Genomic DNA, 26,016 nt, shown 5'->3' on the forward strand with positions numbered 1-26,016 from the left:
AGATTCCCCGGTCGGCGGTGCCGGCACGGGGTCGCGACTCACGGCTCCTTGGGGCATCATATCCTAGGGCGGTGCATAACGTCAGCCGCCCTTGTGCCAGACGCGTCAGGATGCCTTGTGTATACTGGGCGCCGCCCCGGCGGCGGGGCATCCTGTGTTTCTCAACACCCGCGATTATCAACACCAGTGATTTCCAACGAGAGTGTCCCGGACCCATGATCGATCAGTTGTTCGAATTCGTGCAGAACCACGCGCTGCTGGCTGGCGCCTTCGTGATCGTGCTGGCGGCCTGGATCGCCTACGAAACCATGCAGAGTGGTCGTAGCGGCGTCGACGCCAGCGAAGCCACCCAGCTGATCAATCGTGAAGATGCAGTGGTTCTCGATATCCGCGATGCCAAGGACTTCAAGGCAGGTCACCTGGCCGGCGCCCGTAATATTCCCCAGAGCAAACTCGACAATCGCCTTCATGAACTCGACAAGGTCAAGGACAAGCCGGTGATTGTGGTCTGCAAGCAGGGCCAGGCCTCCGGTACGGTGCTTGCCAAGCTTCAGAAGGCTGGCTTCACCCGGGCGCTCAAGCTCAAGGGCGGCATGGCCCAGTGGCAGGCGGACGGCCTGCCGATGGTGCGCAAGTAAACCGCTGCGCACCGCCTTTATATCCCCATACCATCACGCACGCATCAAGGAACCAAAGCCATGGCGGAAGACAACAACCAAACCACCGGTGGTGCCGAAGGTGCCGCCTCCGGCGAGCAGCAGAACCAGCCGCAGTTTTCTCTGCAGCGTATCTACGTCAAGGACATCTCCTTCGAGTCGCCGAACTCGCCGGCGGTGTTCCAGCAGCCGTTCAAGCCCAAGGTCGGTCTCGATCTGAACACCACCAGCAGCCAGGTCGGCGAAGGCCTCTATGAGGTCGTGATCAAGGTCACCGCCCAGGTTTCCCACAGCGAGACCGGCAACACCTCCTTCCTGGCGGAAATCGAGCAGGCCGGCCTGTTCCGCATCGCCAACATCGAAGGCGCGCAGCTCGAACACACCCTGGGCGCTTTCTGCCCCAACCTGCTGTTCCCCTATGCCCGCGAGTGCATCGACAACCTGGTCAATCGCGGTGGTTTCCCGCCGCTGATGCTGGCGCCGGTCAATTTCGAGGCGATGTACGCCCAGAAGAAGCAGCGAGAGGCTCAGGCCAGCGAGACGACCCAGTAAGATGTATCCGATCGCTGGAGGGCGGCCATGAACGGCCCGCGTATCCATGTCGCCGCCGGCCTCAGCGTTGGCGGCGAACTCGTACTGCCCGAGGGCCCTGCGCGTCATGTGGCGCTGGTGCTGCGTCTCAAGGAAGGCGCGACGCTGACGCTGTTTGACGGCGAGGGTCTCGAGGCCGCTGCCGTGCTGATTGAGGTCACCCGTAAGCGGGTGGTGGCGCGCCTTGAGTCGGTGACCCCGGGGCACGGTGAATCGCCGCTCGCGGTGCACCTGGGCCAGGCGATCTCCAAGGGCGATCGCATGGACTACGCTATCCAGAAGGCAGTGGAGCTTGGCGTGGCGGCGATCACGCCGCTCTACACCGAGCATGGCGACGTGCGCCTCAAGGGCGATCGCGCGGCCAAAAAACTCGCCCACTGGCAGGCGGTGGCTGCCAGCGCCTGCGAGCAGTGTGGCCGCGCCACCCTGCCGCCGGTGCATGCGCCGATGGCCCTGGCCGACTGGCTCGCTGAGCGCGGCGAGCCGCTGCGCCTGGTGCTGCACCCGGCGACGGAAGGCATCTTCGAGGCGGCTAGCCAGTCGTCAGCGCCCGAGGCGGCAGCGCTGCTGATCGGCCCCGAGGGCGGGCTCTCGCCTCGCGAGGTCGAGCGTGCCCTGGCTGATAGCTTCACCCCGCTGACGCTGGGTCCGCGCATCCTACGCACCGAGACCGCCCCGGTGGTGGCGCTGACGCTGCTGCAGCACCACTTCGGCGATCTCTAGTCCCCAGCGTGATCCGGCGCACTACCCTGCTGGTGCTGCTGTTGCGTCCCGTCAGTATCGTTCTACCTTGCCCCTCATCATTAATTTCCAGGATATGCCCATGACCCGGTCTTCCAAGGATCGCCCCGACACCCGTGGCGCTTCTGCCTCGAGCCCTGCCCCTGCCGCCGACACGCCGCTGGCCGAGGTCGGCCAGGTGGCCTATCTGGAGGTGGTGGCGGTGAATAACACCGGTGCCTTCCTCGGCTGGGGGCGCCCCAAGGACCTGCTGCTGCCCTTCAACGAGCAGCCCTACCGGCCCGCGGTGGGCAAGCGCGTGCTGGTGATCATCTTCGAGGACGACCAGGGTCGCCCTACCGCCTCGATGCGCCTGGATGACTTTCTTCACGACAGCATCGACGATGCCCTGCGCGATGGCGGCTTGAGCGAAGACGCGGCGAAGGCGATGCTGCCAGGTCGGGCAGTGACGCTGGTGATCGGCGATCGCACCGACCTGGGCCTCAAGGCGGTGGTCGAGGACCGCATCTGGGGGCTTCTGTATCACGACGAATTACCACGCCAGGTGCGGCGCGGTGAGCGGGTGACCGGCTATGTGAAGCAGCGGCGCGATGACGGCCGCCTCGACCTGTCGCTGATGCCGGCGGGCGGCGCCAAGCGCGATCTGGCCACCGACAAGGTGCTGGCGGCCCTCGACGAGGCCGGCGGCTTTCTTCCGCTGACTGACAAGAGCCCGGCGCCGGCGATCAAGGCACGGCTTGGCGTCAGCAAGAATGCCTTCAAGCAGGCCATCGGCGGCCTCTACAAGGCTCGCCAGATCGTCCTCGAGGCCAATGGCATTCGCCGGCGCGAAGACGACCAGGACTGATACGCCAAGGTCGCCTGCCTGGGGCATCGACCTTGGTGCCGGCCACGTTGCTGCGGCATACTGCGGCCATCATGCCCCTAGCGGCATTCCCCTAGCCGAGAGCCATCTTGATGAGCCAGCCGATTAACGAGCCCATGAACGAGTCGAAGAACGCCGCACGGGGCGGTCGCGCCCTGAAGATCGGGGTGGTGATGGATCCTATCGCCGACATCACCTACAAGAAGGACACCACTCTGGCCATGTTGTGGGCGGCCACCGCACGCGGTGCCTCGCTTCACTACATGGAGCAGGAGGATCTCTACCTGCGCGATGGCCGCGCCCACGCCCGGCTTCGCGATCTCGAGGTCTTCCACGATCCCGAGGACTGGTATCGCCTCGGTGAGCCAGTGGCCACGCCGCTCGCCGAGCTCGACGTTATCCTGATGCGCAAGGACCCGCCGGTAGACGGTAACTTCCTGAATGCGGTGCATTTACTGGGCTTCGCCGAACGCGAGGGCGTGCTGGTGGTCAACCCGACCCGTGCGCTGCTCGAGTGCAACGAGAAGCTCTTTGCCCAGCAGTTCCCTCAGTGCTGCACGCCGACCCTGGTATCCAGCAGCGAGCCGGTGCTGCGCGCCTTCCAGGCCGAGCATGGTGATGTCATCTTCAAGCCGCTGGACGGCATGGGTGGCAGCGGCATCTTTCACGTGCTGCCGGACGGGCGCAATATCGGCGCCATCATCGAGACGCTTTCCGATCGTGGCCACCGCCAGATCATGGCCCAGCGCTACCTCCCCGAGATCAAGGACGGCGACACCCGCATCCTGCTGGTCGACGGCGAGCCGATTCCCTATGGTCTTGCCCGGGTGCCGATGGCCGGCGAAACCCGTGGCAATCTGGCCGCCGGCGGGCGTGGCATCAGCCGTGAGCTGACCGCTCGCGATCACTGGCTGATCGAACAGGTGCAGCCGATGATTCGCGAGAAGGGCCTGTTGTTCGTCGGCCTCGACGTGATCGGCGATTACATCACCGAGATCAATGTGACCAGCCCCACCTGTGTGCGCGAGATCGACGACCAACGCGGCACCGACATCGCCGGTACCCTGATGGACGCCATCGAGCGCCGCCTCGACGCCCAGCGGGCCGGCTAGCGCCTGCGCCATGGCTTGGTTCGGCGATGTCGTCAGCATGCCCTTCGGCGTGGCGCCTGATGCTAGCCAGGTTCCGGTTACCCGGGGCTATCGGCATGTCATCGCCTGGGGAGTGGCGATCGTCCTGCACCTGATACTGCTCGCCCTGGTGGCGGGCGTGTCATTGCCCAAGGCGCCCGCGCCAGAATCGTCGCAAAGCCTCGATGTGGTGCTGGTCAGCCGCCCGGCAGCGACGCCGGAGCGAGCCACCGCCATCGCCGAGGCCTCGCAGCAGGCGGCAAGCGCCGATACCCTGTCCGAACCTACCCCGGCGACGCCTTCCAAGATGGCGCCCGACACGACGCCTGAGCCATCATCTGAGCCGACTTCAGAGGGGCGTACGTCCGAGCAGGCCACCGAGTCTCTCCCAGACCCATCCCCCGAGCCACCGGTCACCGCAGAACCGGTGACTGAGACGTTGAATGAGCCCGTCAGCGAGCCGGCCAGTGAGTCAGTCAGTGAGCATAAGGCGCCGTCCCAGTCCGGCCGCGAGCTGGCCGCCAATGCCACCGCCGCGCTTCGCGAGCGGGATTTCGCCATGAGTGAGCAGCCCGCCGAGCTCGCCGACCGAGAGCAGCAGGCCGCGAGGGAGGCCGCCGAGGCCCGCTACGTGGATGCCTGGACGCGGCGGGTGCAAGATTACGGCAACCGCTTCTACCCCGCGCCGCCGGACCTGGACGGTCAGTTGAAGGTGCGCGTGGTGATCGACCACCGGGGACAGCTCCTGCAGGCAGAGGTGGTACAATCGTCGGGACATCCCGAACTCGACCAGGCGGCGCTGGATACCATCCGTGGTGCAGCACCTTACCGGCCCTTCGATCGTGGTATGGCCGGGCTCGACCGCCTGTCCATCAGCCGCATCTGGCGATTCGGCACCGGCAATGATTTCGGCGTGCGCTGACGCCCGGGAGGCCCATGCAAAGCTTGAAGCACCACTTTCTGCTGGCGATGCCCCACCTCGAAGATCCCAACTTCGCGGGCAGCCTGAGCTACCTGTGTGATCACGACGACAACGGCACCATGGGGGTGATCGTCAATCACCCCCTGGATATGAGCCTCGACGCCCTGTTCGAGCAGCTGGATCTGGATGCCAGCGAGAGCCTGCATCGCAACGCCCCTGTCTACTATGGCGGGCCGGTCCATCAGGATCGCGGTTTCATTCTGCACCGCGGCTCCGCCAAGCCCTGGGATTCCAGCATTCAGGTCGATAACGACATCGCCCTGACCACTTCGATGGACATGCTCAAGGCGCTGGCGGAAGGCCAAGGCCCCGACGACTTCCTGATTTGCCTGGGCTGTAGCGGCTGGGAGGCCGGCCAGCTCGAAGACGAACTGAAGGACAACGCCTGGCTGACCGTCGAGGGCGATAGTCGCATTCTCTTCGACACCCCGCCGGAGCAGCGCCTGCACGCCGCCGCCGGCATCCTCGGCATCGATTTGAACCTGATGAGCCGCGAGGCGGGGCACTCCTGATGGCCAACTCAGGCGAACGGCTGGTTCTGGCCTTCGACTTCGGCACCCGGCGCATCGGCGTGGCGGTAGGCAACGAGATGCTAAGGAGCGCCACAGCCCTGGAGCCGCTGCCGGCTCGAGACGGCATTCCCGACTGGACTCAGGTCACGCGGCTGATCGATGAGTGGCGTCCGGACCTGTTCGTGGTCGGCCTACCGATCAACATGGACGACAGCGAGTCCGAGATGAGCACCCGCGCCCGCAAGTTCGGCAACCGGCTCTACGGGCGCTACGGCAAACCCTGTGAAATGGTCGACGAGCGCGGCTCCACCCGCGAGGCCAAGACCCTCGCCCGGGAGGCCGGCCACCGCGGCAACTACCGCGAGGACAGCGTCGACGGCCTCGCCGCCGCGCTGATTCTCGAGGGCTGGTTCGCTCACGGGGAAGGCTTGCCCGGTGGCCGTAAGAGCGGCTGAGGCGATTTTTAACGCCGTATGGTCAAGTACAGTAGTACTTTTCAGATGCAGCACTTTTCGGACATTGCCTAGGCCTTTACCCCCAGGGCGGCGATATGCTCCGGCAGGCGCTCATGGGAGCCGTACATGAAATGGTTCTCCATGCGCTCTGCAAATTGGGCGGCTTCCGGTTCACGCCCCACCGCCATGGCCACCTCACGCACGTGCATCGGCGATGCGCCGCAGCACACGCCGAGGTAGTTGACCCCGTGGGCATGCACGTCGCGAGCAAAGGCGCCGAGCTCGTAACGGTTGCAGAACAGCGGGTCCAGGGCGGTCGGGAAGGCGCGTCCGTGGGGCGCCGGGCAGCTGCATCCATGATTGTCGGAGAGGTTGAAGAACGTTGGCTCCTGCTCGGTGGTGCGATAGGTCACCGGCAGTGCCGCCACATGGCAGGAAACGGCGTCGCGAATCTGCTGGATCCAAGGGCGCATGGTATCCGGCCCCCGGAAGCAGTTCAGGCCGACCACGCTGGCTCCCTGCTGCTCGAGGGCGACACAGGTTTCCACGATGCCGGGGCCATCGACCATGCGGTTCTCGGCCATTGGCGCCAAGGTGACCACGGCAGGAAGCCCCTGGGCCTTGATCGCTGCCAGGGCCGCTTCCGCTTCGCCGGCATAGTAGAAGGTTTCCGCGATGATGAAGTCGGCACCTTCCTCGACGGCCCACTGCACCATCTCGTCGAACATGGCGCGCACGCTCTGCTGGGCGGCCGGATCTTCCGGGTCCCAGACGTTGCTGTTGGAGATGTTGCCGGCCATCAGGTTGCCGGGTTTTTCATCGGCCACCTTGCGAGCGACCTTCAACGCAGCCCGGTTCAGTGGTTCCAGCAGCTCTTCCTTGCCGATCACCCGCATTTTTTCGCGGTGGCCGTTGTAGGTGAACGCCTGAACGACATCCGACCCCGCATGCTGGAAATCGCGATGCAGCGCTTCCAGCGCGTCCGGGCGCAACAGCGCCACTTCAGGCACGAACTCACCGGCGGAGAGGTAACCGCGCCGTTCGAGCTCGAACAGAAAGCCCTCGGCACAGATAAGCGGACCCTGGTCGAGTCGTTGGGTGATCAGGTCTTGCGTCATGGCTGGATGCCTCCGTGGTGGTATGCGTCTTCAACTGAGGACGCATTTTGGCAGGCCCTTAGCCGCTACCACCAATGAAGGATTCCCGCATCAAAATGAATGAAGTTCATTTTGATTCCTGACTCTAATAAAATAATGAATACCCGCCAGACGCCTCGCCTCCCATAAGACTATGATGTCGTTAATCGACAACGTCTCACACCCCTCATCAGGCGCTGGATATCCATTGATTGATCATGGGGGATCGGCTCGGCATAGTCGTAGTTGGAGGCATGAGCACTAGGCAGTGGTACCGCTTAATCAATAAAGGAAATATGACGCCGTGAGCCAACCGCAATGGTGGAATGAGGTCTTGTCCCTCTCGCAGTCTGCCTACCTGCGCATTTCGAGTGAGCGGATAATCACCGATGCCGTGGGTGACACACGGTCGCTGCTAGGTCGCAACCCTGAGGATTTGATTGGCCTGTCACCGAATGAGCTGAAGGACATTCGCACGCAGCTCGGTGTCGCCGTTTCGGAATGCCTGGCCAGGCGTGAGGTGCGGCCAGGCGCAACCTGGGCGTTCGAAGATGGTGCAGGCTGCTATTACGGGCTATCGGATGGCAGTATCGTCATCAAACTTACGTCATCCCCTCAGGCCAGTCAGGGCATCCTCGGGCGACTCGCCGACCAATTGCCTGTCATGGTGGCTTACATCGACCGAGAGGGCTGTTTTCGTTTCAATAACCAGGCCTACGTGGACTTCATCGGCCTAAGCCGGGAGGCGCTCTATGGCCAGCCGGTGTCGTCGGTCCTCGATGCCGAGTCCTACGCCAAGCTGTGGCCCCGCTTTCAGCGGGCCTTCTCCGGCCAGGAAGTCAACTATGAGGACAGAATCTCACTCTCTGACGGCCGTACGTGTTTTTTCAAAGTGAATTACTTCCCCGACTTTCTGGAACAGGAAGTGCTGGGGTTCTATGCCGTTATCCAGGATGTCTCAGAAGATCGTGCCATGATCCAACTGCTGCGTGATATCCACAGCAGCGTGAATCGTACCGATATCAGCACCAGCGAGATCATCGATCGACTGCTCCGCGATGCGTTGGACACCCTATCTCTGCAAATCGGCCTCGTCAGCCGCATCATCGATGATCAGTACATCGTCAAATGGGCTGCGGCAGATGCCGGTATCTCGCCGGGTGATACCTTCGCCCTGGGAGATACCTACTGTCGTTTGATGCTCGATACCCAGGATATCCTCTATACCACTCAAGCGAGTCAGGATGCTCGCATCAGCGGTCATCCCTGTTACCAGCAATTTGGTCTCGAGACCTATATCGGCACGCCGCTGCATCTGAATGGCGAGGTGTGGGGAACGCTCAATTTCTCGAGCACAAGCCCGCGTCAAGCGCCTTTTAGCCAAGTGGAGGTCGAGCTAGTCAGGCTGATTGCCGATGCGGTGGAGCGTGTCATCACCAACGAAGCCGAGATCGAACAGGTCCGCCAGGAGCTCGACCTGATGGCCGACAAGGCGTCCCGGGATTATTTGACGGGGCTACCCAATCGCGCGTTTTTGGATCAGCACCTGGAGACATTGATCGCGCGGCAAGAACGCTTCTCGCTTGCGGTGGTCGATATCGATCACTTCAAGCGAGTCAACGATACCCACGGCCATGACGTGGGGGATATCGCGATTCAGTGGTTGAGTAGCCGTATCTCGGAGTGTCTGCGCGATGGCGACATCGTGGCGCGAACCGGCGGTGAGGAGTTCGTTGTCGTGATGCGACAGGCAAGCCTGCCAGCCGCAGAGAACGTCATGGAGCGGGTGCGCCAATATATCAAGGCCGGCGCTGTCACCCTCCAGGACGACAGTGAACTGCCCATCACCATTAGTATCGGTCTTAGCGAGTATGCCCAGGGCGAGGCGTTCTCGGAGCTGTTCAAGCGCGCGGACACTGCGCTCTATGCCGCCAAGCGCGCTGGTCGCGACCAGGTCTGTACCGAGTAGGTGGCATAGCGGTCTGAGCTTCAATGGCGAGCTGGGCCGTCCTCTAGTCCAGAGCCAGTGTCGATGCTGGCTTGCCCTTTCCACTGCCCCTGGCTGGCATGCGCTCGCCTGACCTGTTCCCCTTCTACTGTCAGCATGCAAGGGCCCGCCCATTGAGCGGGCCCTTGCATAGTGAGAGGCCGAGTGCCTGTCGTGTATCAGCCGCGCAGGTCGTCGACGCCGACGGTGTCGGGTACGAACCAGCGAACGTCGCGCAGGTCCTTCTCGATCAGGTGATCGACCTCGAGCAGGGTGGCGAAGATCGCCATGCGTACCGGTATGCCGTTATCGGTCTGGCGGAAGATGGCCAGGCGCGGGTCGCCGTTAAGGTCAACGTCCAGGTCGTTTGCCTCGGGGCGGCTGTCGCGGGGTAGCGGGTGCATGACGATGGTGTCGCGGTTGCAGTAGCGATCCATGAAGGCGCGGTCGACGGTGAAGTCGCGGGTCAGGCCGCCGAAGCTTTCGCTCATCTCGGCGGTGAAGCGTTCCTTCTGAATGCGGGTGGTGTAGACCACGTCCAGGTCGCTGAAATCGCTGGCCAGGCTCTCGCGGGTCTCGATCCGGTGGCCGCGGTTGCTGACCAGGTCGATCAGGTGGTTCGGCATCTCGAGCCCTGGTGGGGCCACCAGGGTGATACGCATCGGCTCGTACAGCGACAGCAGCTTGATCAGCGAGTGAACGGTACGCCCGTATTTCAGGTCGCCGGTCAGCAGGATATGGGCGCCGGCAAGCGACTTGCCGAGCCGGGTGAATTCCTTGTCGATGGTATAGAGGTCGAGCAGCGCCTGGCTGGGGTGCTCGCCGGGGCCGTCGCCGCCGTTGATTACCGGTACGTTGGTGGCGCGGGCGAATTCGGCCACTGCGCCCTGCTCGGGGTGGCGCAGCACGATGGCGTCGCAGTAGCCGCTCATCACGCGGCTGGTGTCGTAGAGCGATTCGCCCTTGGCCATCGACGAGAAGGTGAAGCCGGTGGTATCGCACACGCTGCCGCCGAGTCGGCTGAAGGCGGCGTGGAAACTGACGCGGGTGCGGGTACTGGCCTCGAAGAACAGGTTGCCGAGCACCGCCCCTTCCAGCACGCGGGTGACCTTGCGGCGCTGGGCTATCGGCTCCATCAGCGCGGAGACGCGCATCAGGTGATCGACATCGTCGCGTGACAGGGAATCGACGGAGAGCAGGTGGGAACTCATCGCGGGCCTCGGCTGACTGGATACGGTGGGCGCTAGTGTACTCCGCGTGGCGCCACGCTTCAGCCTCGGCGCATCGCGCCGGCGGCTCTCGTGTGCTGTTGTCTCAACCCTAGTGGCTAATTCTCTCCGCTGAACGCGTTTACTCAGGCCTGAGCGTCGGGTCGCCGGCCGCCCAGCAGGGCGGTGATTTCGTCGGCCGCTTCACGCACCAGCTGGCCAAGTTCATTGAGCCGCACCTCGGGGATGCGAGCCATCGGGCCGGAGACCGAGATCGCCGCCAGTGGCCGGCCGTGTTCATCGTGAATGGCCGCGGCCACGCAGTGCAGGCCGATCGCGTGCTCCTCGCGGTCGCAGGCATAGCCCGCGCGACGAATCTCGGCCATGGCGGCCTCGAGAGCGGCGGAGCTATCCAGGCTATTGGAGGTAACACGCGGAAGGCCGTGGGCATCGCGGATGCGTGCCACCTCGGACTCGGGCAGCCAGGCCAGCAGGGCCTTGCCGACGCCGGAGGCGTGCATCGGTGCGCGTGAACCAAGTCGCGTGATCATGCGCATCATCTGCGGCGACTCGGTCTGCGCCAGGAAGACCGCCTGGCCGTTGTCCTCGATGCCGAGGTTCGCGGACTCGCCGCTGGCGTCGGTCAGCCGGCGCAGGAAGGGGCGGGCGGTGGCGACCAGGTCGCGGGCCTCGAGGAAGGCGTTGCCGATGCGAAACGTCTTGACGTCGATACGCCAGCGGCCGAGCTCCGCCTCCTGGGTGATGAAGCCCTGGCCGTGCAGGGCTTGCAGCAGCCGGTGTGTAGTGGAAGGGGCGAGTTCCATGCGCTCGGCGATATCCGACAGCGCGAGCCCTTGGGGCTCAGCGGCCAGCACCTCGAGGATGTTCAACCCGCGCACCAGCGACTGGCTGTGGCCACCGCCGCTTTTGCCCGTGCCGGCGGGGCGTCCCACCGTCTTGCGTTTGCCGTCTGTCACGCCGTGCTCCTCATGGCCTGCCTAGTCGGTTCACAGGATACCGCCTCGGCGGTGGGCTGTCGTGAAAACGGAAAGGGCTTCCACCTTTTCACTAGCCCTTTCACTAGCCCCTTTTCACTGGGACAGGGCCGGTCGTTATTGCTCGCGCTCATGCCCGCGCTCTTTGCCGTATTCCGCGGCGCGGGATTCGAGTCGCAGTCGGGCGATACGATGGATCTGGTCGATGGCGGTGCGGCGTTCCTCATCCGGGGTGTTATCGAGCCGATCCTCGAAGGCGGCGAGAATGGCATGGCGATCCTTGCCCTTGACCGCGATCACGAAGGGAAAGGCGAAGCGCGACTGGTAGGCCTCATTGAGTCGTGTAAAGCGTGAAAGCTCCGCGGGAGTACACTGATCCAGCCCGGCACCGGCCTGTTCCTTGAGCGAGTCGTCGGTGAGGGCGCCGGCCAGTGCCGCCTTACCGGCGAGATCCGGGTGGGCGCGTATCACCGCGAGCTGACGGTCTTCATCCGCCGCATCGAGCACGGCGGCGAGCCGTCCGGCGAGGCCGTCGAGGCTATCCGCCTCCGGGCCGAGCCCCTGGTCCCAGGCGGCCTCAGCGATCCAGGGCGAAGACTCGTAGAGATCGCCGAAGCGGGCGATGAAGGCCTCACGGTCGAGGCGGCTGGGGCGAAGCTGCAGTGGCAGGGAAGCGGAGGAACGATCGGCCATGGCGACTCCTTTGCGCGGCGGCGGCAGATATGCGATACAGTAACTGTATACAATAATCAGGGGCGAAACACGTCCCGACAACCCACAGGAGGTCTCATGGGGTACCTGACTACCCATGTGCTCGACACCGCTCGCGGACGCCCGGGCCATGGCATCCGCCTCGAACTCTATCGCCTCGACGGCGAGTCCCGCACCCGCCTCACCGAGGCCGTGACCAATGCCGATGGCCGCTGCGATGCGCCGCTGCTGCAGGGTGATGCCTTCACCGAGGGCGAATACGAGCTGCTTTTTCATGCCGGTGATTATCTTGGCGAGCCGGCGTCGGGCGTCTTCCTCGAACGTGTTCCGCTGCGCTTTCGGGTTGCCAGTGCCGACGAGCACTACCACGTGCCGCTGCTGCTCTCGCCCTACGGCTATACCACCTACCGCGGCAGCTAACGCCCTCTTCGAGGAATGCTCATGGACTATCTTCATGACTGGGCCAACCTGCTGCTGCGCTGGGGCCATTTGATCGTTGGCGTGGCCTGGATCGGCGCCTCCTTCTACTTCAACTGGCTCGAGAACCATCTCGAGCGCCGGAATGCGTCTCTGGGCGACGGCGTGGCCGGCGAGCTATGGGCGATCCACGGCGGCGGCTTTTACCACTTGCAGAAGTACGAGCTGGCGCCACCTCGCCTGCCTGACCCCCTGCACTGGTTCAAGTGGGAGGCCTACACCACCTTCCTGACCGGCTTCGCGCTGCTATGGGTCGTCTACTACCTGAACGCGGATACCATGCTGCTGCCACCGGGCTCGGCGCTGGCACCCTGGCAGGGTGTGCTGGTGGGGCTGGCGGTGATATTCGGCACCTGGTTCGTCTATGACGGCCTGTGCCGTAGCCCTTTGGGGCGCCGCCCGGCCTGGCTGGCGCTGATCGGCTTTGCGCTGCTGATCGGGCTGACCTGGACCCTGATGCAGGTCTTCAGCGGTCGCGCGGCCTATATCCATGTCGGCGCGGCAATCGGCACCTGCATGGTGGCCAACGTCTTCCGGGTGATCATCCCCGGCCAGAAGGCGCTGGTGACGGCGATGAAGACCGGCGCCGAGCGGGACCCCGCCCACGGTCGCCATGCCCTGCTGCGCTCGCGGCACAACAACTACCTGACCTTGCCGGTGCTGTTTTTGATGATCAGCAACCACTATCCCATGACCTACGCCTCCGAGTGGGGTTGGCTGGTGCTGGCGGGGCTGATGGCGTTCAGCGTACTGGTGCGTCACTACTTCAATATCCGCCATCTGGCCGGGCGCAAGATATGGGTGCTGCCCGTCGCCGGCCTGGTGCTGGTGACGCTGATGGCGGTGATGGCGCCCGCGCCGGCTCCCTCGTCTCGCGGGACGACCGCGGCCGCCGAGACCACTGAGAACGCAGCCCCCGAGATCGCCTTCAGCGAGGTGTCGGCGATCATCGAGGAGCGCTGCGCAGGCTGTCACGCCGTCGTGCCGACCTTCGGAGGCTTCGCTGCTGCACCGGCCGGCGTGCAGCTGGATACCGGCGAGCAGATTCGCCGGCATCTCAAGGACATTCAGCGCGTCGCGGTCACCACTCACTATATGCCGCTTGGCAACGTGACCGGCATGACCGACGACGAGCGGGCGACGGTTGGTGCCTTCATCGCTGACCACGCATCCGCCCCGGGAACTTGAGCCATGACCAGGGACACACTGAGCAAGCACTCTTACGGCTATCCCCGCGACCTGATCGGCTACGGCCGCACGCCACCTCAGGCCAATTGGCCTGGAAAGGCCCGCATCGCCGTTCAGTTCGTGCTGAACTATGAAGAGGGCGCCGAGAACTGCGTGCTTCACGGCGACAGCCACTCCGAACAGTTCCTCTCCGAGATCGCCGGCGCCGAGGCCTACCCCGATCGCCACCTGAGCATGGAGTCGATCTATGAATACGGCTCCCGCGCTGGCGTGTGGCGGGTACTTAAGGAGTTCGAGCGCCGCGGCCTGCCGCTGACGGTATTCGGCGTCGCCATGGCGTTGCAGCGCCACCCTGAGGTGGCTCATGCCTTCAAGGAGCTCGGCCATGAAGTGGCCTGCCATGGCTATCGCTGGATTCACTATCAGAACGTGTCGGAAGCGGTCGAGCGCGACCACCTCCAGCGCGCGCTTGCGATCTTCGAGTCGCTCTACGGTGAGCCGCCATTGGGCTGGTACACCGGCCGCGACAGCCCCAATACACGGCGCCTGTTGCTCGATCAGGGCGGCTTCCTCTACGACAGCGACTACTACGGTGATGATCTGCCGTTCTGGACCGACGCCGAGGACAGCCAGGGGCAATCGCATCGTCATCTGATCGTGCCCTACGCCCTGGACACCAATGACATGCGCTTCGCCTCGCCGACCGGTTTCGACCACGGTGAACCGTTCTTCCAGTACTTGCGGGACGCCTTCGACGTGCTCTACACCGAAGGAGCGGAGACACCGAAGATGCTCTCGATCGGCCTGCATTGCCGGCTGATCGGCCGTCCCGGGCGGTTCCGGGCGCTGCAGCGGTTTCTCGACCATATCGAGGCCCATGACAGGGTGTGGATCACCCGGCGTGTGGATATCGCACGCCATTGGCAGGCCGAGCACCCCGGCTGAGCGGCCCTTAGATTGAGGCGGTGAGGATTGGCCGTGATTCGTTGCGGTCTATCCCAAAGGCTTGTCGCGGGGCTTGGTGGTGATGGGGCACGCCGTCATAGGCTCATCGTCCATTTGCCTCCATTGTGTGCCCCGATGGCGCACGAGGCCCGTAGCACGCACTCAATGCGTGCGTTTTAGCATTTCAAGTGGGCCCTGAAGTGAGCGTGCTGCGGCCGTGAATATTGGCTAATCCCCTGAATTGACGCCAATAGAACAAAGATTGGCGTCGTGTTTGCAGAGCCAAAGGTGAAACGAAGGTTTCTTATCGCTAATAGAAGTCGCCAATCGTTTCTCCATATGAACAACAACACCGAGCTCATCAGGAGATGTGTCATGTTTGCTTTCACCAAGCATCGATTCTACCGCCAGGCCCTACTGGCGCTCTGCTGTACCGTCGTGACCGGCCTGGCCGCCGTCTCGACGCAGGCCAGCGACCTGGCAACCATCGAGGAGCGTGGCACGCTGCGGGTCGCTGTCCCGCAGGATTTCCCGCCGTTCGGCTCGGTGGGTACTGACCTTCAGCCTCAGGGCTATGACATCGACATGGCGCATTACCTGGCCGATCAGATGGAGGTGGACCTGGAGCTGGTGGCCGTGACCAGCGCCAACCGCATTCCGTTCCTGCAGACCGACAAGGTCGACCTGGTGATCTCGAGTTTGGGCAAGAACCCTGAGCGTGCTGCGGTGATCGACTTTACCGACGCCTATGCGCCCTTCTTCCTGGGGGTCTTCGGCACACCTGAGGCGGTAATGATCGAAGATGCGGCCGGGCTTTCCGGCAAGACCATCGGCGTGACCCGCGGCTCTGTCGAGGACATGGAGCTTTCCGAGCTGGTGCCGAGCGATTCCACCGTCCAGCGTTTCGAGGACAACGCGACGACCATCTCTGCGTTTCTCTCCGGCCAGGTCGATTACATCGCTACCGGTAACGTAGTGGCGGCACAGATTGCCGAGCGCAACGCCGAACGGGCGCCGACCATGGTGTTCCGGATCAAGAATTCGCCCTGCTACATCGGCCTGAGCCAGGGCAATGAGGCGCTCAAGGACAAGGTCAACACGCTGATCGAGCAGGCCAAGCAGGATGGCAGCCTGGAATCGATGTCGCAGAAGTGGTTCCACACTGCACTACCTGACGACCTGTCCAACTGAGCGGGTGACCGACCATGACGCTGGATTTTTCCACCCTGCTGCCGTATTCGGGCGAGATCATGGAGGGATTGGTGACGACGCTATGGCTGACGGTCGTCACTACCTTTGTCGGTATCGCCCTGGCGATTGTCGTCGCCTATGTGCGTGACCTTGAATCGGGAATCATGAGCCGCCTGCTGGGCGGCTATGTCGAGGTGGTGCGCAATACGCCGTTTATCGTGCAGCTGTTCTTTCTGTTTTTTGGACTGCCGGCGCTGGGCATACCGATCAGCGCGACGGTCGCGGCCCTGGTGGCGATGATATTGAACCTGGGCGCCTATACCGCCGAGATTCTGCGCGCAGGGATCGACTCCACCGCCCGCGGCCAGCATGAAGCCTCGCGGGCACTGGGGCTTTCCCGGCTGCAGAGCTATCGCCATGTGGTCTTGGTGCCGGCGTTTTCGCGGGTTTATCCGTCGCTGATCAGCCAGTGCATCATCGTCATGCTGGGCTCGGCGGTGGTGTCCCAGATTTCGGTATTCGATCTGACCTATGCCGCCAACTTCATCCAGTCACGCAATTTCCGCGGCTTCGAGGTCTATCTGGTCGTGACCCTGATCTACCTGCTGTTGGCCGTCGGCATGCGGCGCTCGTTCGAGCTGGTTGGGCGGCGACTGTTCGCCTTTCGCCAAGGAGGATCGGCATGACGGATTTCACGCTGTGGGACATCGTCCGCAACCTGCTGTTGGCAGGGCGCTGGACAGTCGTCCTGTCACTGATTGCCTTTGTCGGCGGGGCCGCTGTCGGGCTGGTGTTGACCCTGCTGCGGATGGGCGGTTTCAAGCCGATTCGCTGGCTGATTCGGCTCTACGTCGATGTGTTCCAGGGTACGCCGCTGCTCATGCAACTGTTCCTGGCCTATTTCGGTGCGGCGGCGCTGGGCTTTGATGTCTCCGCCTGGACCGCTGCCAGCCTGGCACTGACGCTGTTTACCAGCGCCTTCCTGTGCGATATCTGGCGAGGTTGCGTTGAAGCGGTGCCCAGCGGTCAGTGGCAGGCCTCGCGTGTCCTCGGGCTGAACTACCTGCAGTCGATGCGCCACGTCATCCTGCCTCAGGCGCTGCGGCTGGCCGTGCCACCGACCGTCGGTTTTTCCGTACAGGTCATCAAGGGCACTGCCCTGGCCTCGGTGATCGGCTTCGTCGAGCTGACCAAGGCCGGCACCATGCTTAACAACGCAGCTTTCGCTCCCTTCACCATCTTCGCGCTGGTGGCGCTCGGATATTTCATCCTTTGCTATCCGCTGTCCCGCTATGCCCGTTATCTGGAGAAACGACTCTATGGCGCTGGTATCCGTTAAAGACCTGCATAAATCCTTCGGCGATCTGGAGGTACTAAAGGGCATCGATCTGGACATCGAACCGGGGGAGGTGGTCGCCGTCATCGGGCGCAGCGGCTCCGGCAAGAGCACTTTTCTGCGCTGTCTCAATCAGCTCGAGCAACACGACTGGGGCACCATTCACCTGGCCGATCAGCGTCTCGACGGCAGCGCGATGTCGCCGGGAGAGCTGAGCCAGAACGTGGGCATGGTATTCCAGAGCTTCAACCTGTTCCCACACAAGACGGTGGTCGAGAACGTGATGCTGGCGCCGGTGGTGGTCAAGCAGACGCCCCGCGCCGAGGCCCGCAAGATCGCCGAGGAAGTGCTCGACAAGGTCGGCATGCTGGAAAAGGTCGATGCCTATCCGGCCCAGCTTTCCGGCGGCCAGCAGCAGCGTGTGGCCATCGCCCGGGCACTGGCGATGGACCCCAAGGTGTTGCTGTGCGATGAGGTGACCTCGGCGCTCGATCCCGAACTGGTGGGAGAAGTGCTGCTGGTGCTGGAGAGCCTGGCGGCGGAAGGCATGACGCTGATTCTGGTCACACACGAGATGAAGTTCGCCCGTGACGTCAGCCACCGGGTGGTGTTCATGCACCAGGGGCGCATTCACGAATCGGGTGATCCGCAGACGCTCTTCACCCAACCCAAGACCCCAGAACTGAGCCAGTTCATCGCCTCGGTGTTGTAAGAAAGTGGTAAGCAAGTAGTAAGCCGTCGGGTGCGGTAACGTATTGGTAATTGAGATGGAAGGCGAGAAGCGTCATGGCGGGAGCGAGCACGCAGACCCATATCGGGCGTCGGTTACAGCAGCATTTTTCCGAACTGGGTCCCCAGGAGCGACGGGTGGCCGATTTCATTCTCGCCCACCTCGAGGATCTGGCGGTCTACAGTGCCGCCGACCTCTCCCGGCTGAGCGGAGTGTCGAAGGCGACCGTCACGCGTCTTTTCAGGCGCTTGGGCTACGACGACTTCAAGGCGGTCAAGGCGCATGCGCGGCAACTGCGCCACTACGGTGTGCCGCTGGCGTCGGGTGCCGATTCGCTGGGCGATGGAATCGAACGCTTCCGGCGTCATGCCGAGCGTGAGCAGGACAACCTGCGCCAGTGCCTCGAGAGACTGACGCCGGTGCTGTTCGATGAGGTGGTCGGCGCGCTGGACGAAGCGCCGGCACTGGCCGTTATCGGTTATCGCAATAGCTATCCCATCGCCCTGCATCTGCGTCAGCAGCTGTTGCAGGCACGGTCGGCGGTACAGCTACTGCCGTCCCCCAATCAGTCGCTGGCGGAGGAACTGGTCGAGCTCGATCCACAGGCGCTGATCGTGCTGATCGGTTTTCGGCGTCGCCCACGGTTGTTCGAGACGCTGATCGAGACCCTTGCCCGGCGTGAGCAGCGGGTGCTGCTGATCGGGGACCCGACGACCGCCAAATATGATGATCGCGTGACCTGGCGGCTGGAATGTTCGCTGGAGACGCTTTCAGCGTTCGACAGCTATGCCAGTGCGATGAGCCTGGTCAGCCTGCTGGCCAATGCCATGCTGCATCGCCGCTTGGCGCAAGGGCGTGCCCGCATTGGCGAGGTAATGGAACTCTACCAGGAGCTCGAAGAGCTGGCGCCCTAGACCTGATAGATAGACCTGATAGATAGGCCTGGTAGATAGCCAGGGCAGCCGGCGCGCAGAGTGACAAAGCATCAGTCAGCGCTGAGCTGATAAAAAACAGTTGCCGGGCGCTAGCCGGGCCATAACGATGGATTGAGGAGAGAGCATGCCACAGCGTTCCTATTACGCCCCCAAGGGCGGACTGCCCCCGCAAACCCAACTACTGTCGGATCGGGCGGTGTTTACCGAGGCCTATGCGATCATACCCAAGGGCGTGCTGCGCGATATCGTTGCCAGTTATCTGCCCTTCTGGGAAAAGACCCGGCTTTGGGTGCTGTCGCGGCCGATGACGGGGTTCTCGGAAACCTTTTCCCAATACATCATGGAAATTGCCCCGGGTGGCGGCAGCGACCGGCCCGAGCTCGACCCCGGCGCCGAGGGGGTGCTGTTCGTGGTGGAAGGTGAGCTGACCCTGACGCTTGCCGGCGAGACCCATCGCCTGATGCCGGGCGGCTATGCCTTCATTCCACCGGCCAGCGACTGGCAGGTGCGCAATGATGCCTCGAGCGAGGTACGCTTCCACTGGATTCGCAAGGCCTATGAAGCCGTCGAGGGCATCGATCCGCCGACCGCCTTCGTGACCAACGAGCAGGATATCGAGCCGACCCCGATGCCGGATACCGACGGCAATTGGGCGACCACGCGCTTCGTCGATCCCAGCGACATGCGCCATGACATGCACGTCAATATCGTCACCTTCCAGCCCGGCGGCGTGATTCCCTTCGACGAGACCCATGTGATGGAGCACGGCCTCTACGTGCTGGAAGGCAAGGCCGTCTACCATCTCAACCAGGACTGGGTCGAGGTCGAGGCCGGTGACTATATGTGGCTACGCGCCTTCTGCCCGCAGGCCTGCTATGCGGGTGGCCCGGGTCCCTTCCGCTATCTGCTCTACAAGGACGTCAATCGCCATATGGCGTTGAACGCCTCGGCGGCTTATCGTGGCCTGACACGTTAATGCTGGTTGAGGAGTTTGCCATGCTCGAGCTGATCGCCCGCCCCTTGACTCACGAGGCCTTCGCGACCTTCGGCGACGTCATCGATAGCCGGGGCACGGCGTCTTTCCCCATCAATGCCGGGCGCACCCAGCGCCACCATGATCTGGCAAGCGTCGAGCTCCTGGGAGAGGGCGCCCGACCGCTGATCAGCCTGTTCGTCAGCCAGCCGGTCAGCCTGCCGCTCGAGATCGCGCATCTCGAGCGGCATCCGCTGGGCAGCCAGGCCTTCATGCCGCTGCACGAAGAGCGCTTCCTGATCGTGGTGGCGCCCCCGGGGGACGTCATCGACCCCGGTCAGGTATGCGCCTTCGTCACCGATGGCCGCCAGGGTGTCAACTACCATGCCGGCACCTGGCACGCGGTGCAGTCGGTGCTCGAGCGCGAAGGGGAGTTTCTGGTCGTCGACCGGGGCGGCCCCGGCAATAACTGCGACGAGCAGGCGTTACCGGTGCGGGTCAGCCTTTCTTGACGATCATGATACGCATTAGCTGAGAGCCGCCTTCGGGCGGCTCTCTGGTTACCACCTCCGCTCCTGGGGCATGATGGCGGCTCACCTTATCCCCCATTTCCCCCTCCCCAGGAGGCCCCATGAACACCGACAAGGGCACCACCGAAACTGGCCCTAGCCTGCTGGGCGGCGTCAGCCTGCCTGCTGCGGCGGTCTTCGAGCCGGCACTTGCCCATAACCTGGCCTGGATGCAGCGCTTCGCCGACGCCCATGGCGCGCACCTGGCTCCGCACGGCAAGACCACCATGACGCCTTCGCTCTTCACACGTCAGCTCGAGGCGGGGGCCTGGGGTATCACCCTGGCCACCGCGCCGCAGTGTCGGGCCGCTTTCGCTCATGGCGTCACGCGGCTTTTGATGGCCAATCAACTGGTCGGCGAGCCCAATATGGCGATCATCGCCGAGCTGGTCGAACAAGGCGCCGAGGTTTTCTGCGTGGTCGATAGCGCCGCCAATGTCGCGCACCTGGGGCGCTACTTTGCCGCGCGAGGCCAGTCGCTTAACGTACTGATAGAGCTGGGCGTCATGGGGGGGCGCAGCGGCTGTCGTGATGCCGATCAGATCGAGGCGCTGGTGGCGGCCATCGCCGCGCAGCCGGCACTGGCGTTGGTCGGGGTCGAGGGTTACGAGGGAATGATCGCGGGCGGCAACGAGGTCGCCGCGGTTCGCGCCTACGGCGAGCGCCTGGTGGATACCGTCAAGGCCCTGCGGGCCAGCGGCGTTCTGCGACGCGAGGCGCCGATCGTCACCGCCTCCGGGTCCAAGTGGTTCGACCTGATCGCCGAGGCGTTCGACAAGGCGGCGTTGCGCGAAGGCTATACGCCAGTGCTGCGCCCGGGCTGCTACGTGGTCCACGATCATCGCCTCTATGCCGGTGCCATGGCGGACGTGAAGGCGCGTCAGCCACAGCTGGAAGGCGAGCTTAAGCCAGCACTCGAGGTGTTCGCTCATGTGCAGTCGCTGCCCGAGCCGGGATTGGCGATCGTCGCGCTCGGCAAGCGTGACATCGGCCACGAACCGGACTTACCGCTGCCGTTGCGGCGCTATGCGTTGGCCTCGAATCCCGAGGGGGGCAGGGAGCCGGTCGATGTGAGCGGCTGGCAGACCACTCACATCATGGATCAGCACACCTTCCTTAAGATCCCTGAAGACGCCCCTATCGCCGTTGGCGACGTGATCGCCTTCGGCACCTCGCATCCTTGCCTGACCTTCGACAAGTGGCGCCGCGTCTGTCGGGTCGACGCGGCGCTGAATGTAGTCGAAGAGATGCCGACCTACTTCTAGATCGGCATGCGTGATCCCTGTCGGCGGGGCCTAGCGTCAGGACGGCTTGTGTTCGGCGGGCCCGGCCTCGCGGTTGGGCAGTACCAGGTTCATGATGATGGCGCACAGTGCGCCGGGAATCAGCCCGGATTCGATGATCGCCTGGAGGTTCTCGCCGAGGCCCGCATAAAGGCCCTGCTGCGCCGGCAGGCCGATGGCCGCCGACAGCGAGACGCCGATGATCACCATGTTGCGCTTGTCGAAGGCGATATGGGAAAGCATCTTGATGCCGGCACTGGCGATCATGCCGAACATGATCAGTACCGCGCCGCCGAGCACGGCGTCGGGAATGCTCGAGATCAGTGCGCCCAGTTTGGGGACCAGGCCGGCGATCACCAGGAAGGCCCCGCCGATCGCCACCACATAGCGGCTGACCACTCCGGTCAGCGCCACCATGCCGACGTTCTGGCTGAAGCTGATCTGCGGGAAGGCGTTGAACACCGCGGCGAACACGCTGGACAGGCCGTCGGCCATTACGCCACCGGAGAGCTCGCGGCGGGTCGGCTGGCGATCCATGCCGCCCGACGTCGTGCCGACGATATCGGCAATCGATTCGGCGCAGGTCACCACCGCCAGCAGCACCACCGGCAGGATCGCCGCCAGATGGAACTCGACACCGATGGCAAACGGCGTCGGCAGCGATAGCCAGCTCGCCTTACCCACCGCCGAGACATCCACCAGACCGAAGGCCGCGGCGGTGGCGTAGCCCGCCAGCAGGCCGATCAGCGGTGCGGCCTCTGACCAGATGCCGCGGCCGAACTGATGCAGCCCCAGGGTCACCAACAGCACCAGTGCCGCCAACAGCAGGTGATGCGGGGCGCCGAAGTCCTCGGCGCCAAAGCCGCCGCCCACATAGGCAAAGCCAACCGGAATCAGCAGGGTGCCGAGCATGACCACGAAGCTGCCGGTCACCACCGGCGGGAACAGGAAGCGCACCCAGCGCAGGCAACTGCCGACCAGCGCCATGGCGATGCCCCCGCACAGCCCGGCGCCGAGCGCGGCGGGCAGGCCCATGCCCACGGCGATGGGAATCAGCACCGGCACGAAACCGAAGCTGGTGCCCATCACGATCGGCAGTCGCGCGCCGATTGGCCCCAGGCCCAGCGATTGCAGCAGGGTCGCGGCGCCGGCAACGAACATCGCCGCCTGGATCATGAAGGCGGTCTGCTCGGCGGGCAGGCCGGCGGCACCAGCGATGATGATGGGGACGGTGACGTTGGCGACGAACATCGCCAGTACGTGCTGCAGCCCCAACGGAATCGCTCGGGTCAGGGGTGGCAGGGCATTGACGTCATGGGTGCTGCGAGCGCGCGAGGGCGCATCGGCGAGCGAGTCGCTGTGAAGGGTCATCCTGGGTTCTCCGCATGCATTGTTGTTGATGATTGGGGATGCTGGAGCGGGCGTGGGATGGCCCGCGAAACCATCGCGGGCGGGTGCGGTGGCGTCGACAGGTCGCCTGTTCGAGGGTCCACACCTTGGAATATTTTGTATACATTCCTTGTATATCATCAACTGGCTCGACCGCAAGCTGTGTCGGTGGATAGCCAGTCGCGAAGGTTGGCCGAGTAGGAACGCAAGAAAGCATGTAAAACGCCGCCTCGTGGGCGGCGCTTTTGATCGTGAGGGACGGGTGTAGGCTTACTGAGTGTCTTCGCTGGTCTGCCTGTTTGCGCCTGCCTTCATCTGACGCGGGTCGCGGCCCAGCGGATGCGGCTCGCCGCGCTGCTTGGCCAGCTGGATCTGGCGCTGGCGCTCGCGGGCGCCAGCGCGAGTCTTCTCGGGCAGCGAGTCGAAGCAGTGCGGGCAGCTCACGCCTGGCTCATAGGTCTCGGCGCGCTGATCTTCGGCGGAGATCGGCATGCGGCAGGCGTGGCACTGGTCGAATACGCCCTCGCTCAGGTCGTGACGCACCGTCACCCGATTGTCGAAGACGAAGCAGTCGCCGCGCCACATCGACTCATTCTCGGGCACTTTCTCTAGATAGTTGAGAATGCCGCCCTTGAGGTGGAAGACTTCCTCGAAGCCCTCGTGGAGCATGAAGCTAGAGGCCTTCTCGCAGCGGATGCCGCCGGTGCAGAACATGGCCACCTTCTTGTGCTTGGCCGGATCGTAATGCGCTTTGACGTAATCCGGGAACTCGCGGAATGACTTGGTCTGGGGATCGACGGCGCCCTCGAAGGAGCCGATCGCCACTTCATAGTCGTTGCGGGTGTCGATGACCAGCACCTCGGGGTCGGCGATGACCGCGTTCCACTCCTCGGGATCGACGTAGGTGCCGACCTTGGCGTTGGGGTCGACGTCCGGCACGCCCATGGTGACGATTTCGCGCTTCAGCTTGACCTTGGTGCGGTAGAACGGATGCTCGTCGCAGTAGGATTCCTTGTGATCCACGTCGGCAAGGCGCGGGTCACGGCCAAGCCAGCCAAGCAGGGCATCGATGCCCTCGCGGGTGCCGGAGACGGTGCCGTTGATGCCTTCCCGAGCCAGTAGCAGGGTGCCCTTGACGTCATAGGTCAGCATGGCCTGGCGCAGCGGCTCGCGCAGGGCCTCGAAGTCATCCAGCGTTACGAACTTGTAGAGGGCGGCAACGACGATGCCCCCCTCGATGTGAGGTGATGCCATGAAGCTCTCCTGGTTGTCGTCCTCGCAAAGGACGGACCGGGGTTGAAAGTGGCAAGCATTTTACCCGCCCGACGAGGCGTGCGCACCCCGCGGGCCTTGATCTCGATCAGGCCGGTGACGAGTTGGCGTGGTCAGTGGTGTGGTCAGGTGTGCCCAAACGCCACGACCCCGGCCGCTAAAGCCGGGGTCGTGGCGTTGATGCAGGGCGTGCCCGCTCAGGGCTAGCTTCGCGGAGGCACGCTAGACCCGGTCAGGCGAGACCCGGTCAGGCGAGACCCGGTCAGGCGAGACCCGGTCACTCCGAATAGTTGGTTTCGGAGTAGAGCACGCGGATACGCAGGGTATGCGCGACCTCCTTGAGGGCCTCGAGGGCCTGCGGGCCATAAGCCTTGTCCACGTCGATCACCACGTAGCCGACCTCTTCATTGGTCTGCAGGTACTGGCCGGAGATATTGATGCCGTTCTCCGACAGCACGCGGTTGATCTCGGACAGCACGCCGGGCACGTTCTCGTGGATGTGCAGCAGGCGGTGCTTGTCCGGGTGCGCCGGCAGGGCCACTTCGGGGAAGTTGACCGAGGTGATGGTGGTGCCGTTGTCGGAGTAGGTGATCAGCTTTTCTGCGACCTCGACGCCGATATTCTCCTGGGCTTCCAGGGTCGAGCCGCCGATGTGCGGGGTCAGAATCACGTTCTCCAAGCCGCGCAGCGGGCTGACGAATTCCTCGCTGTTGCCCTTGGGCTCGACCGGGAAGACATCGATGGCCGCGCCGAGCAGGCGCCCTTCCTTCAGGGACTCGGCCAGCGGTTCGATTTCCACCACGCTGCCGCGCGAGGCGTTGATCAGAATGCCGCCCTGCTTCATCAGGCCGATCTGCTCGGTGCCAATCATCCAGCGGGTCGAGGGCAGGTCGGGCACGTGCAGGCTGACGATGTCGGCGCGGGCCAGCAGTTCCTCGAGGCTGCCCACCTGGCGGGCGTTGCCCATGGCCAGCTTGGTCACCACGTCATAGTAGATGACGTCGAAGCCAAGCGACTCGGAGAGCACTGACAGCTGAGCACCGATGCTGCCGTAGCCGACGATGCCCAGCGTCTTACCGCGAGCTTCGTGGGAGTTCTTGGCACTCTTCAGCCAGCCGCCCTTGTGGGCCTGAGCATTCTTCTCCGGAATGCCGCGCAGCAGCATGATGGCCTCGGCCAGCACCAGCTCCGCCACCGAGCGGGTGTTGGAGTAGGGGGCATTGAACACCGGGATGCCGCGCTTGAGCGCCGCGTTCAGGTCGACCTGGTTGGTGCCGATGCAGAAGCAGCCCACCGCAACGAGTTTCTCGGCGGCGGCAAAGACACGCTCGGTCAGCTGGGTGCGGGAACGTAGGCCGATGAAGTGAACATCGCGGATCTTCTCGATCAGTGATTCTTCATCCAGCGAGGTGGAGAGATGCTCGATGTTGGTGTAACCGGCATTCAGGAAGTTGTCCACCGCGCTCTGGTGGACGCCCTCGAGCAGCAGGATCTTGATCTTGCTCTTGTCCAGGGACGTTTTGGCCATTGTCGAATCAACCCTATCGTTGGCGTGAGTCGCCTAGTTCTGCGAGACCCGGCCAACCACGGGCGCGGTGCCTCTTGATGATATGTCGTCTGTTGGCCTGTTGAGGCTCCATCCCGTGGCGCCCAGACTAAGCGCCGTCCCTACTAGTTGGTCGCCCTTGACAGCTTGATAGGTGCGAGAAGTAAGGAGCGAGAAGTAAGAAGCGAGAAGCAGGGTCAACAGGGCGCATAT

At 63.7% G+C, this 26,016-nt stretch carries 27 protein-coding genes; 20 read left to right on the plus strand and 7 right to left on the minus strand.

From position 1 onward, the window contains the following. Positions 1-215: 215 nt before the first annotated feature. From HUS66_RS14430 to ruvX, 8 genes are all read left to right on the plus strand, one after another. Positions 216-638 carry a rhodanese-like domain-containing protein gene (locus HUS66_RS14430; RefSeq protein ID WP_175071729.1) on the plus strand — a complete coding sequence of 141 codons (423 nt, stop codon included), beginning with the start codon at positions 216-218 and terminating at the stop codon, positions 636-638. A 60-nt stretch (positions 639-698) separates the two neighbouring features. Further along, complete coding sequence (gene secB, locus HUS66_RS14435) at positions 699-1,208, plus strand: protein-export chaperone SecB (protein WP_175071730.1); 510 nt, start codon at positions 699-701, stop codon at positions 1,206-1,208. Positions 1,209-1,235: 27 nt separating this feature from the next. After that, positions 1,236-1,970 (plus strand): 16S rRNA (uracil(1498)-N(3))-methyltransferase, encoded by a 735-nt coding sequence (locus HUS66_RS14440; protein WP_175071732.1) that lies wholly within the window; start codon positions 1,236-1,238, stop codon positions 1,968-1,970. A 100-nt stretch (positions 1,971-2,070) separates the two neighbouring features. Then, positions 2,071-2,835 carry a CvfB family protein gene (locus tag HUS66_RS14445; RefSeq protein WP_175071734.1) on the plus strand — a complete coding sequence of 255 codons (765 nt, stop codon included), beginning with the start codon at positions 2,071-2,073 and terminating at the stop codon, positions 2,833-2,835. Between the two features lie 134 nt (positions 2,836-2,969). Next, the gene (gene gshB, locus HUS66_RS14450) at positions 2,970-3,965 is read left to right on the plus strand and encodes a glutathione synthase (RefSeq protein WP_175071809.1); all 996 of its coding nucleotides are present in this window, start codon (positions 2,970-2,972) and stop codon (positions 3,963-3,965) included. 10 nt (positions 3,966-3,975) lie between these two features. Next, on the plus strand, positions 3,976-4,905 hold the full coding sequence (locus HUS66_RS14455) for a TonB family protein (protein WP_175071736.1): 930 nt from the start codon (positions 3,976-3,978) through the stop codon (positions 4,903-4,905). Positions 4,906-4,919: 14 nt separating this feature from the next. Then, positions 4,920-5,477 carry a YqgE/AlgH family protein gene (locus tag HUS66_RS14460; RefSeq protein WP_175071738.1) on the plus strand — a complete coding sequence of 186 codons (558 nt, stop codon included), beginning with the start codon at positions 4,920-4,922 and terminating at the stop codon, positions 5,475-5,477. Beyond that, positions 5,477-5,932, plus strand: coding sequence for a Holliday junction resolvase RuvX (gene ruvX / locus HUS66_RS14465; RefSeq protein WP_175071740.1), 456 nt, complete (start codon positions 5,477-5,479; stop codon positions 5,930-5,932). Before HUS66_RS14460 ends, ruvX begins: the two co-directional genes overlap by 1 nt. A gap of 68 nt (positions 5,933-6,000) precedes the next feature. Here ruvX and HUS66_RS14470 read toward each other — a convergent pair whose 3' ends face one another. Beyond that, positions 6,001-7,050 (minus strand): homocysteine S-methyltransferase family protein, encoded by a 1,050-nt coding sequence (locus HUS66_RS14470; protein ID WP_175071742.1) that lies wholly within the window; start codon positions 7,048-7,050, stop codon positions 6,001-6,003. Positions 7,051-7,372: 322 nt separating this feature from the next. On the opposite strand from HUS66_RS14470, the gene HUS66_RS14475 reads away from it, so the two are divergent. Beyond that, a complete protein-coding gene (locus HUS66_RS14475; RefSeq protein ID WP_175071744.1) occupies positions 7,373-9,037 on the plus strand; it encodes a diguanylate cyclase domain-containing protein in 1,665 nt (554 codons plus the stop codon). Between the two features lie 197 nt (positions 9,038-9,234). On the opposite strand, the gene HUS66_RS14480 is transcribed toward HUS66_RS14475, so the two are convergent. The 3 genes from HUS66_RS14480 to uraD form a co-directional block, all read right to left on the minus strand. Then, a complete protein-coding gene (locus HUS66_RS14480) occupies positions 9,235-10,413 on the minus strand; it encodes an aspartate carbamoyltransferase (protein WP_340162765.1) in 1,179 nt (392 codons plus the stop codon). Continuing rightward, entirely contained in the window at positions 10,410-11,240 is an 831-nt protein-coding gene (locus HUS66_RS14485) for an IclR family transcriptional regulator (protein WP_175071745.1), read from the minus strand. The genes HUS66_RS14480 and HUS66_RS14485 overlap by 4 nt, the downstream gene beginning before the upstream one ends. Positions 11,241-11,375: 135 nt before the next feature. Further along, positions 11,376-11,951, minus strand: coding sequence for a 2-oxo-4-hydroxy-4-carboxy-5-ureidoimidazoline decarboxylase (gene uraD / locus HUS66_RS14490; RefSeq protein ID WP_175071747.1), 576 nt, complete (start codon positions 11,949-11,951; stop codon positions 11,376-11,378). A gap of 96 nt (positions 11,952-12,047) precedes the next feature. On the opposite strand from uraD, the gene uraH reads away from it, so the two are divergent. From uraH to HUS66_RS14545, 11 genes are all read left to right on the plus strand, one after another. Then, positions 12,048-12,389, plus strand: coding sequence for a hydroxyisourate hydrolase (gene uraH / locus HUS66_RS14495; RefSeq protein ID WP_175071749.1), 342 nt, complete (start codon positions 12,048-12,050; stop codon positions 12,387-12,389). A gap of 21 nt (positions 12,390-12,410) precedes the next feature. Then, positions 12,411-13,634, plus strand: coding sequence for a urate hydroxylase PuuD (locus tag HUS66_RS14500; RefSeq protein ID WP_175071750.1), 1,224 nt, complete (start codon positions 12,411-12,413; stop codon positions 13,632-13,634). 3 nt (positions 13,635-13,637) lie between these two features. Continuing rightward, entirely contained in the window at positions 13,638-14,579 is a 942-nt protein-coding gene (gene puuE / locus HUS66_RS14505) for an allantoinase PuuE (protein ID WP_175071753.1), read from the plus strand. 375 nt (positions 14,580-14,954) lie between these two features. Continuing rightward, on the plus strand, positions 14,955-15,770 hold the full coding sequence (locus HUS66_RS14510) for a transporter substrate-binding domain-containing protein (RefSeq protein WP_175071755.1): 816 nt from the start codon (positions 14,955-14,957) through the stop codon (positions 15,768-15,770). A gap of 14 nt (positions 15,771-15,784) precedes the next feature. Then, positions 15,785-16,456 (plus strand): amino acid ABC transporter permease, encoded by a 672-nt coding sequence (locus tag HUS66_RS14515; RefSeq protein WP_175071757.1) that lies wholly within the window; start codon positions 15,785-15,787, stop codon positions 16,454-16,456. Beyond that, entirely contained in the window at positions 16,453-17,109 is a 657-nt protein-coding gene (locus HUS66_RS14520) for an amino acid ABC transporter permease (RefSeq protein ID WP_175071759.1), read from the plus strand. The genes HUS66_RS14515 and HUS66_RS14520 overlap by 4 nt, the downstream gene beginning before the upstream one ends. After that, positions 17,090-17,818 carry an amino acid ABC transporter ATP-binding protein gene (locus tag HUS66_RS14525; RefSeq protein ID WP_175071761.1) on the plus strand — a complete coding sequence of 243 codons (729 nt, stop codon included), beginning with the start codon at positions 17,090-17,092 and terminating at the stop codon, positions 17,816-17,818. The genes HUS66_RS14520 and HUS66_RS14525 overlap by 20 nt, the downstream gene beginning before the upstream one ends. A gap of 74 nt (positions 17,819-17,892) precedes the next feature. Continuing rightward, positions 17,893-18,750: a MurR/RpiR family transcriptional regulator gene (locus tag HUS66_RS14530; RefSeq protein WP_175071763.1), complete on the plus strand. Its 858-nt coding sequence runs from the start codon at positions 17,893-17,895 to the stop codon at positions 18,748-18,750. 145 nt (positions 18,751-18,895) lie between these two features. Beyond that, the gene (locus HUS66_RS14535; RefSeq protein ID WP_175071765.1) at positions 18,896-19,747 is read left to right on the plus strand and encodes a bifunctional allantoicase/(S)-ureidoglycine aminohydrolase; all 852 of its coding nucleotides are present in this window, start codon (positions 18,896-18,898) and stop codon (positions 19,745-19,747) included. Between the two features lie 20 nt (positions 19,748-19,767). Continuing rightward, positions 19,768-20,256 carry an ureidoglycolate lyase gene (locus tag HUS66_RS14540; RefSeq protein WP_092525445.1) on the plus strand — a complete coding sequence of 163 codons (489 nt, stop codon included), beginning with the start codon at positions 19,768-19,770 and terminating at the stop codon, positions 20,254-20,256. 119 nt (positions 20,257-20,375) lie between these two features. Further along, positions 20,376-21,578: an amino acid deaminase gene (locus HUS66_RS14545; RefSeq protein WP_175071767.1), complete on the plus strand. Its 1,203-nt coding sequence runs from the start codon at positions 20,376-20,378 to the stop codon at positions 21,576-21,578. A gap of 36 nt (positions 21,579-21,614) precedes the next feature. Here HUS66_RS14545 and HUS66_RS14550 read toward each other — a convergent pair whose 3' ends face one another. From HUS66_RS14550 to serA, 3 genes are all read right to left on the minus strand, one after another. After that, entirely contained in the window at positions 21,615-22,967 is a 1,353-nt protein-coding gene (locus tag HUS66_RS14550; protein WP_175071769.1) for a uracil-xanthine permease family protein, read from the minus strand. A 288-nt stretch (positions 22,968-23,255) separates the two neighbouring features. Further along, positions 23,256-24,239, minus strand: a complete 984-nt coding sequence (locus HUS66_RS14555; RefSeq protein WP_175071771.1) for a rhodanese-related sulfurtransferase — start codon at positions 24,237-24,239, stop codon at positions 23,256-23,258. A 295-nt stretch (positions 24,240-24,534) separates the two neighbouring features. Next, complete coding sequence (gene serA, locus HUS66_RS14560; protein WP_175071773.1) at positions 24,535-25,785, minus strand: phosphoglycerate dehydrogenase; 1,251 nt, start codon at positions 25,783-25,785, stop codon at positions 24,535-24,537. Positions 25,786-26,016 lie beyond the last annotated feature (231 nt).

Origin of the sequence: Onishia taeanensis (assembly GCF_013349955.1) — a bacterium.
Taxonomy (GTDB): domain Bacteria; phylum Pseudomonadota; class Gammaproteobacteria; order Pseudomonadales; family Halomonadaceae; genus Onishia; species Onishia taeanensis_B.

Coding starts and splice junctions, on each gene's coding strand:
- HUS66_RS14430 (WP_175071729.1), top strand. CDS start 216: ATGATCGATCAGTTGTTCGAATTCGTGCAGAACCACGCGCTGCTGGCT.
- secB (WP_175071730.1), top strand. CDS start 699: ATGGCGGAAGACAACAACCAAACCACCGGTGGTGCCGAAGGTGCCGCC.
- HUS66_RS14440 (WP_175071732.1), top strand. CDS start 1,236: ATGAACGGCCCGCGTATCCATGTCGCCGCCGGCCTCAGCGTTGGCGGC.
- HUS66_RS14445 (WP_175071734.1), top strand. CDS start 2,071: ATGACCCGGTCTTCCAAGGATCGCCCCGACACCCGTGGCGCTTCTGCC.
- gshB (WP_175071809.1), top strand. CDS start 2,970: ATGAACGAGTCGAAGAACGCCGCACGGGGCGGTCGCGCCCTGAAGATC.
- HUS66_RS14455 (WP_175071736.1), top strand. CDS start 3,976: ATGGCTTGGTTCGGCGATGTCGTCAGCATGCCCTTCGGCGTGGCGCCT.
- HUS66_RS14460 (WP_175071738.1), top strand. CDS start 4,920: ATGCAAAGCTTGAAGCACCACTTTCTGCTGGCGATGCCCCACCTCGAA.
- ruvX (WP_175071740.1), top strand. CDS start 5,477: ATGGCCAACTCAGGCGAACGGCTGGTTCTGGCCTTCGACTTCGGCACC.
- HUS66_RS14470 (WP_175071742.1), bottom strand. CDS start 7,050: ATGACGCAAGACCTGATCACCCAACGACTCGACCAGGGTCCGCTTATC.
- uraD (WP_175071747.1), bottom strand. CDS start 11,951: ATGGCCGATCGTTCCTCCGCTTCCCTGCCACTGCAGCTTCGCCCCAGC.
- uraH (WP_175071749.1), top strand. CDS start 12,048: ATGGGGTACCTGACTACCCATGTGCTCGACACCGCTCGCGGACGCCCG.
- HUS66_RS14500 (WP_175071750.1), top strand. CDS start 12,411: ATGGACTATCTTCATGACTGGGCCAACCTGCTGCTGCGCTGGGGCCAT.
- puuE (WP_175071753.1), top strand. CDS start 13,638: ATGACCAGGGACACACTGAGCAAGCACTCTTACGGCTATCCCCGCGAC.
- HUS66_RS14510 (WP_175071755.1), top strand. CDS start 14,955: ATGTTTGCTTTCACCAAGCATCGATTCTACCGCCAGGCCCTACTGGCG.
- HUS66_RS14515 (WP_175071757.1), top strand. CDS start 15,785: ATGACGCTGGATTTTTCCACCCTGCTGCCGTATTCGGGCGAGATCATG.
- HUS66_RS14520 (WP_175071759.1), top strand. CDS start 16,453: ATGACGGATTTCACGCTGTGGGACATCGTCCGCAACCTGCTGTTGGCA.
- HUS66_RS14525 (WP_175071761.1), top strand. CDS start 17,090: ATGGCGCTGGTATCCGTTAAAGACCTGCATAAATCCTTCGGCGATCTG.
- HUS66_RS14530 (WP_175071763.1), top strand. CDS start 17,893: ATGGCGGGAGCGAGCACGCAGACCCATATCGGGCGTCGGTTACAGCAG.
- HUS66_RS14535 (WP_175071765.1), top strand. CDS start 18,896: ATGCCACAGCGTTCCTATTACGCCCCCAAGGGCGGACTGCCCCCGCAA.
- HUS66_RS14540 (WP_092525445.1), top strand. CDS start 19,768: ATGCTCGAGCTGATCGCCCGCCCCTTGACTCACGAGGCCTTCGCGACC.
- HUS66_RS14545 (WP_175071767.1), top strand. CDS start 20,376: ATGAACACCGACAAGGGCACCACCGAAACTGGCCCTAGCCTGCTGGGC.
- HUS66_RS14550 (WP_175071769.1), bottom strand. CDS start 22,967: ATGACCCTTCACAGCGACTCGCTCGCCGATGCGCCCTCGCGCGCTCGC.
- HUS66_RS14555 (WP_175071771.1), bottom strand. CDS start 24,239: ATGGCATCACCTCACATCGAGGGGGGCATCGTCGTTGCCGCCCTCTAC.
- serA (WP_175071773.1), bottom strand. CDS start 25,785: ATGGCCAAAACGTCCCTGGACAAGAGCAAGATCAAGATCCTGCTGCTC.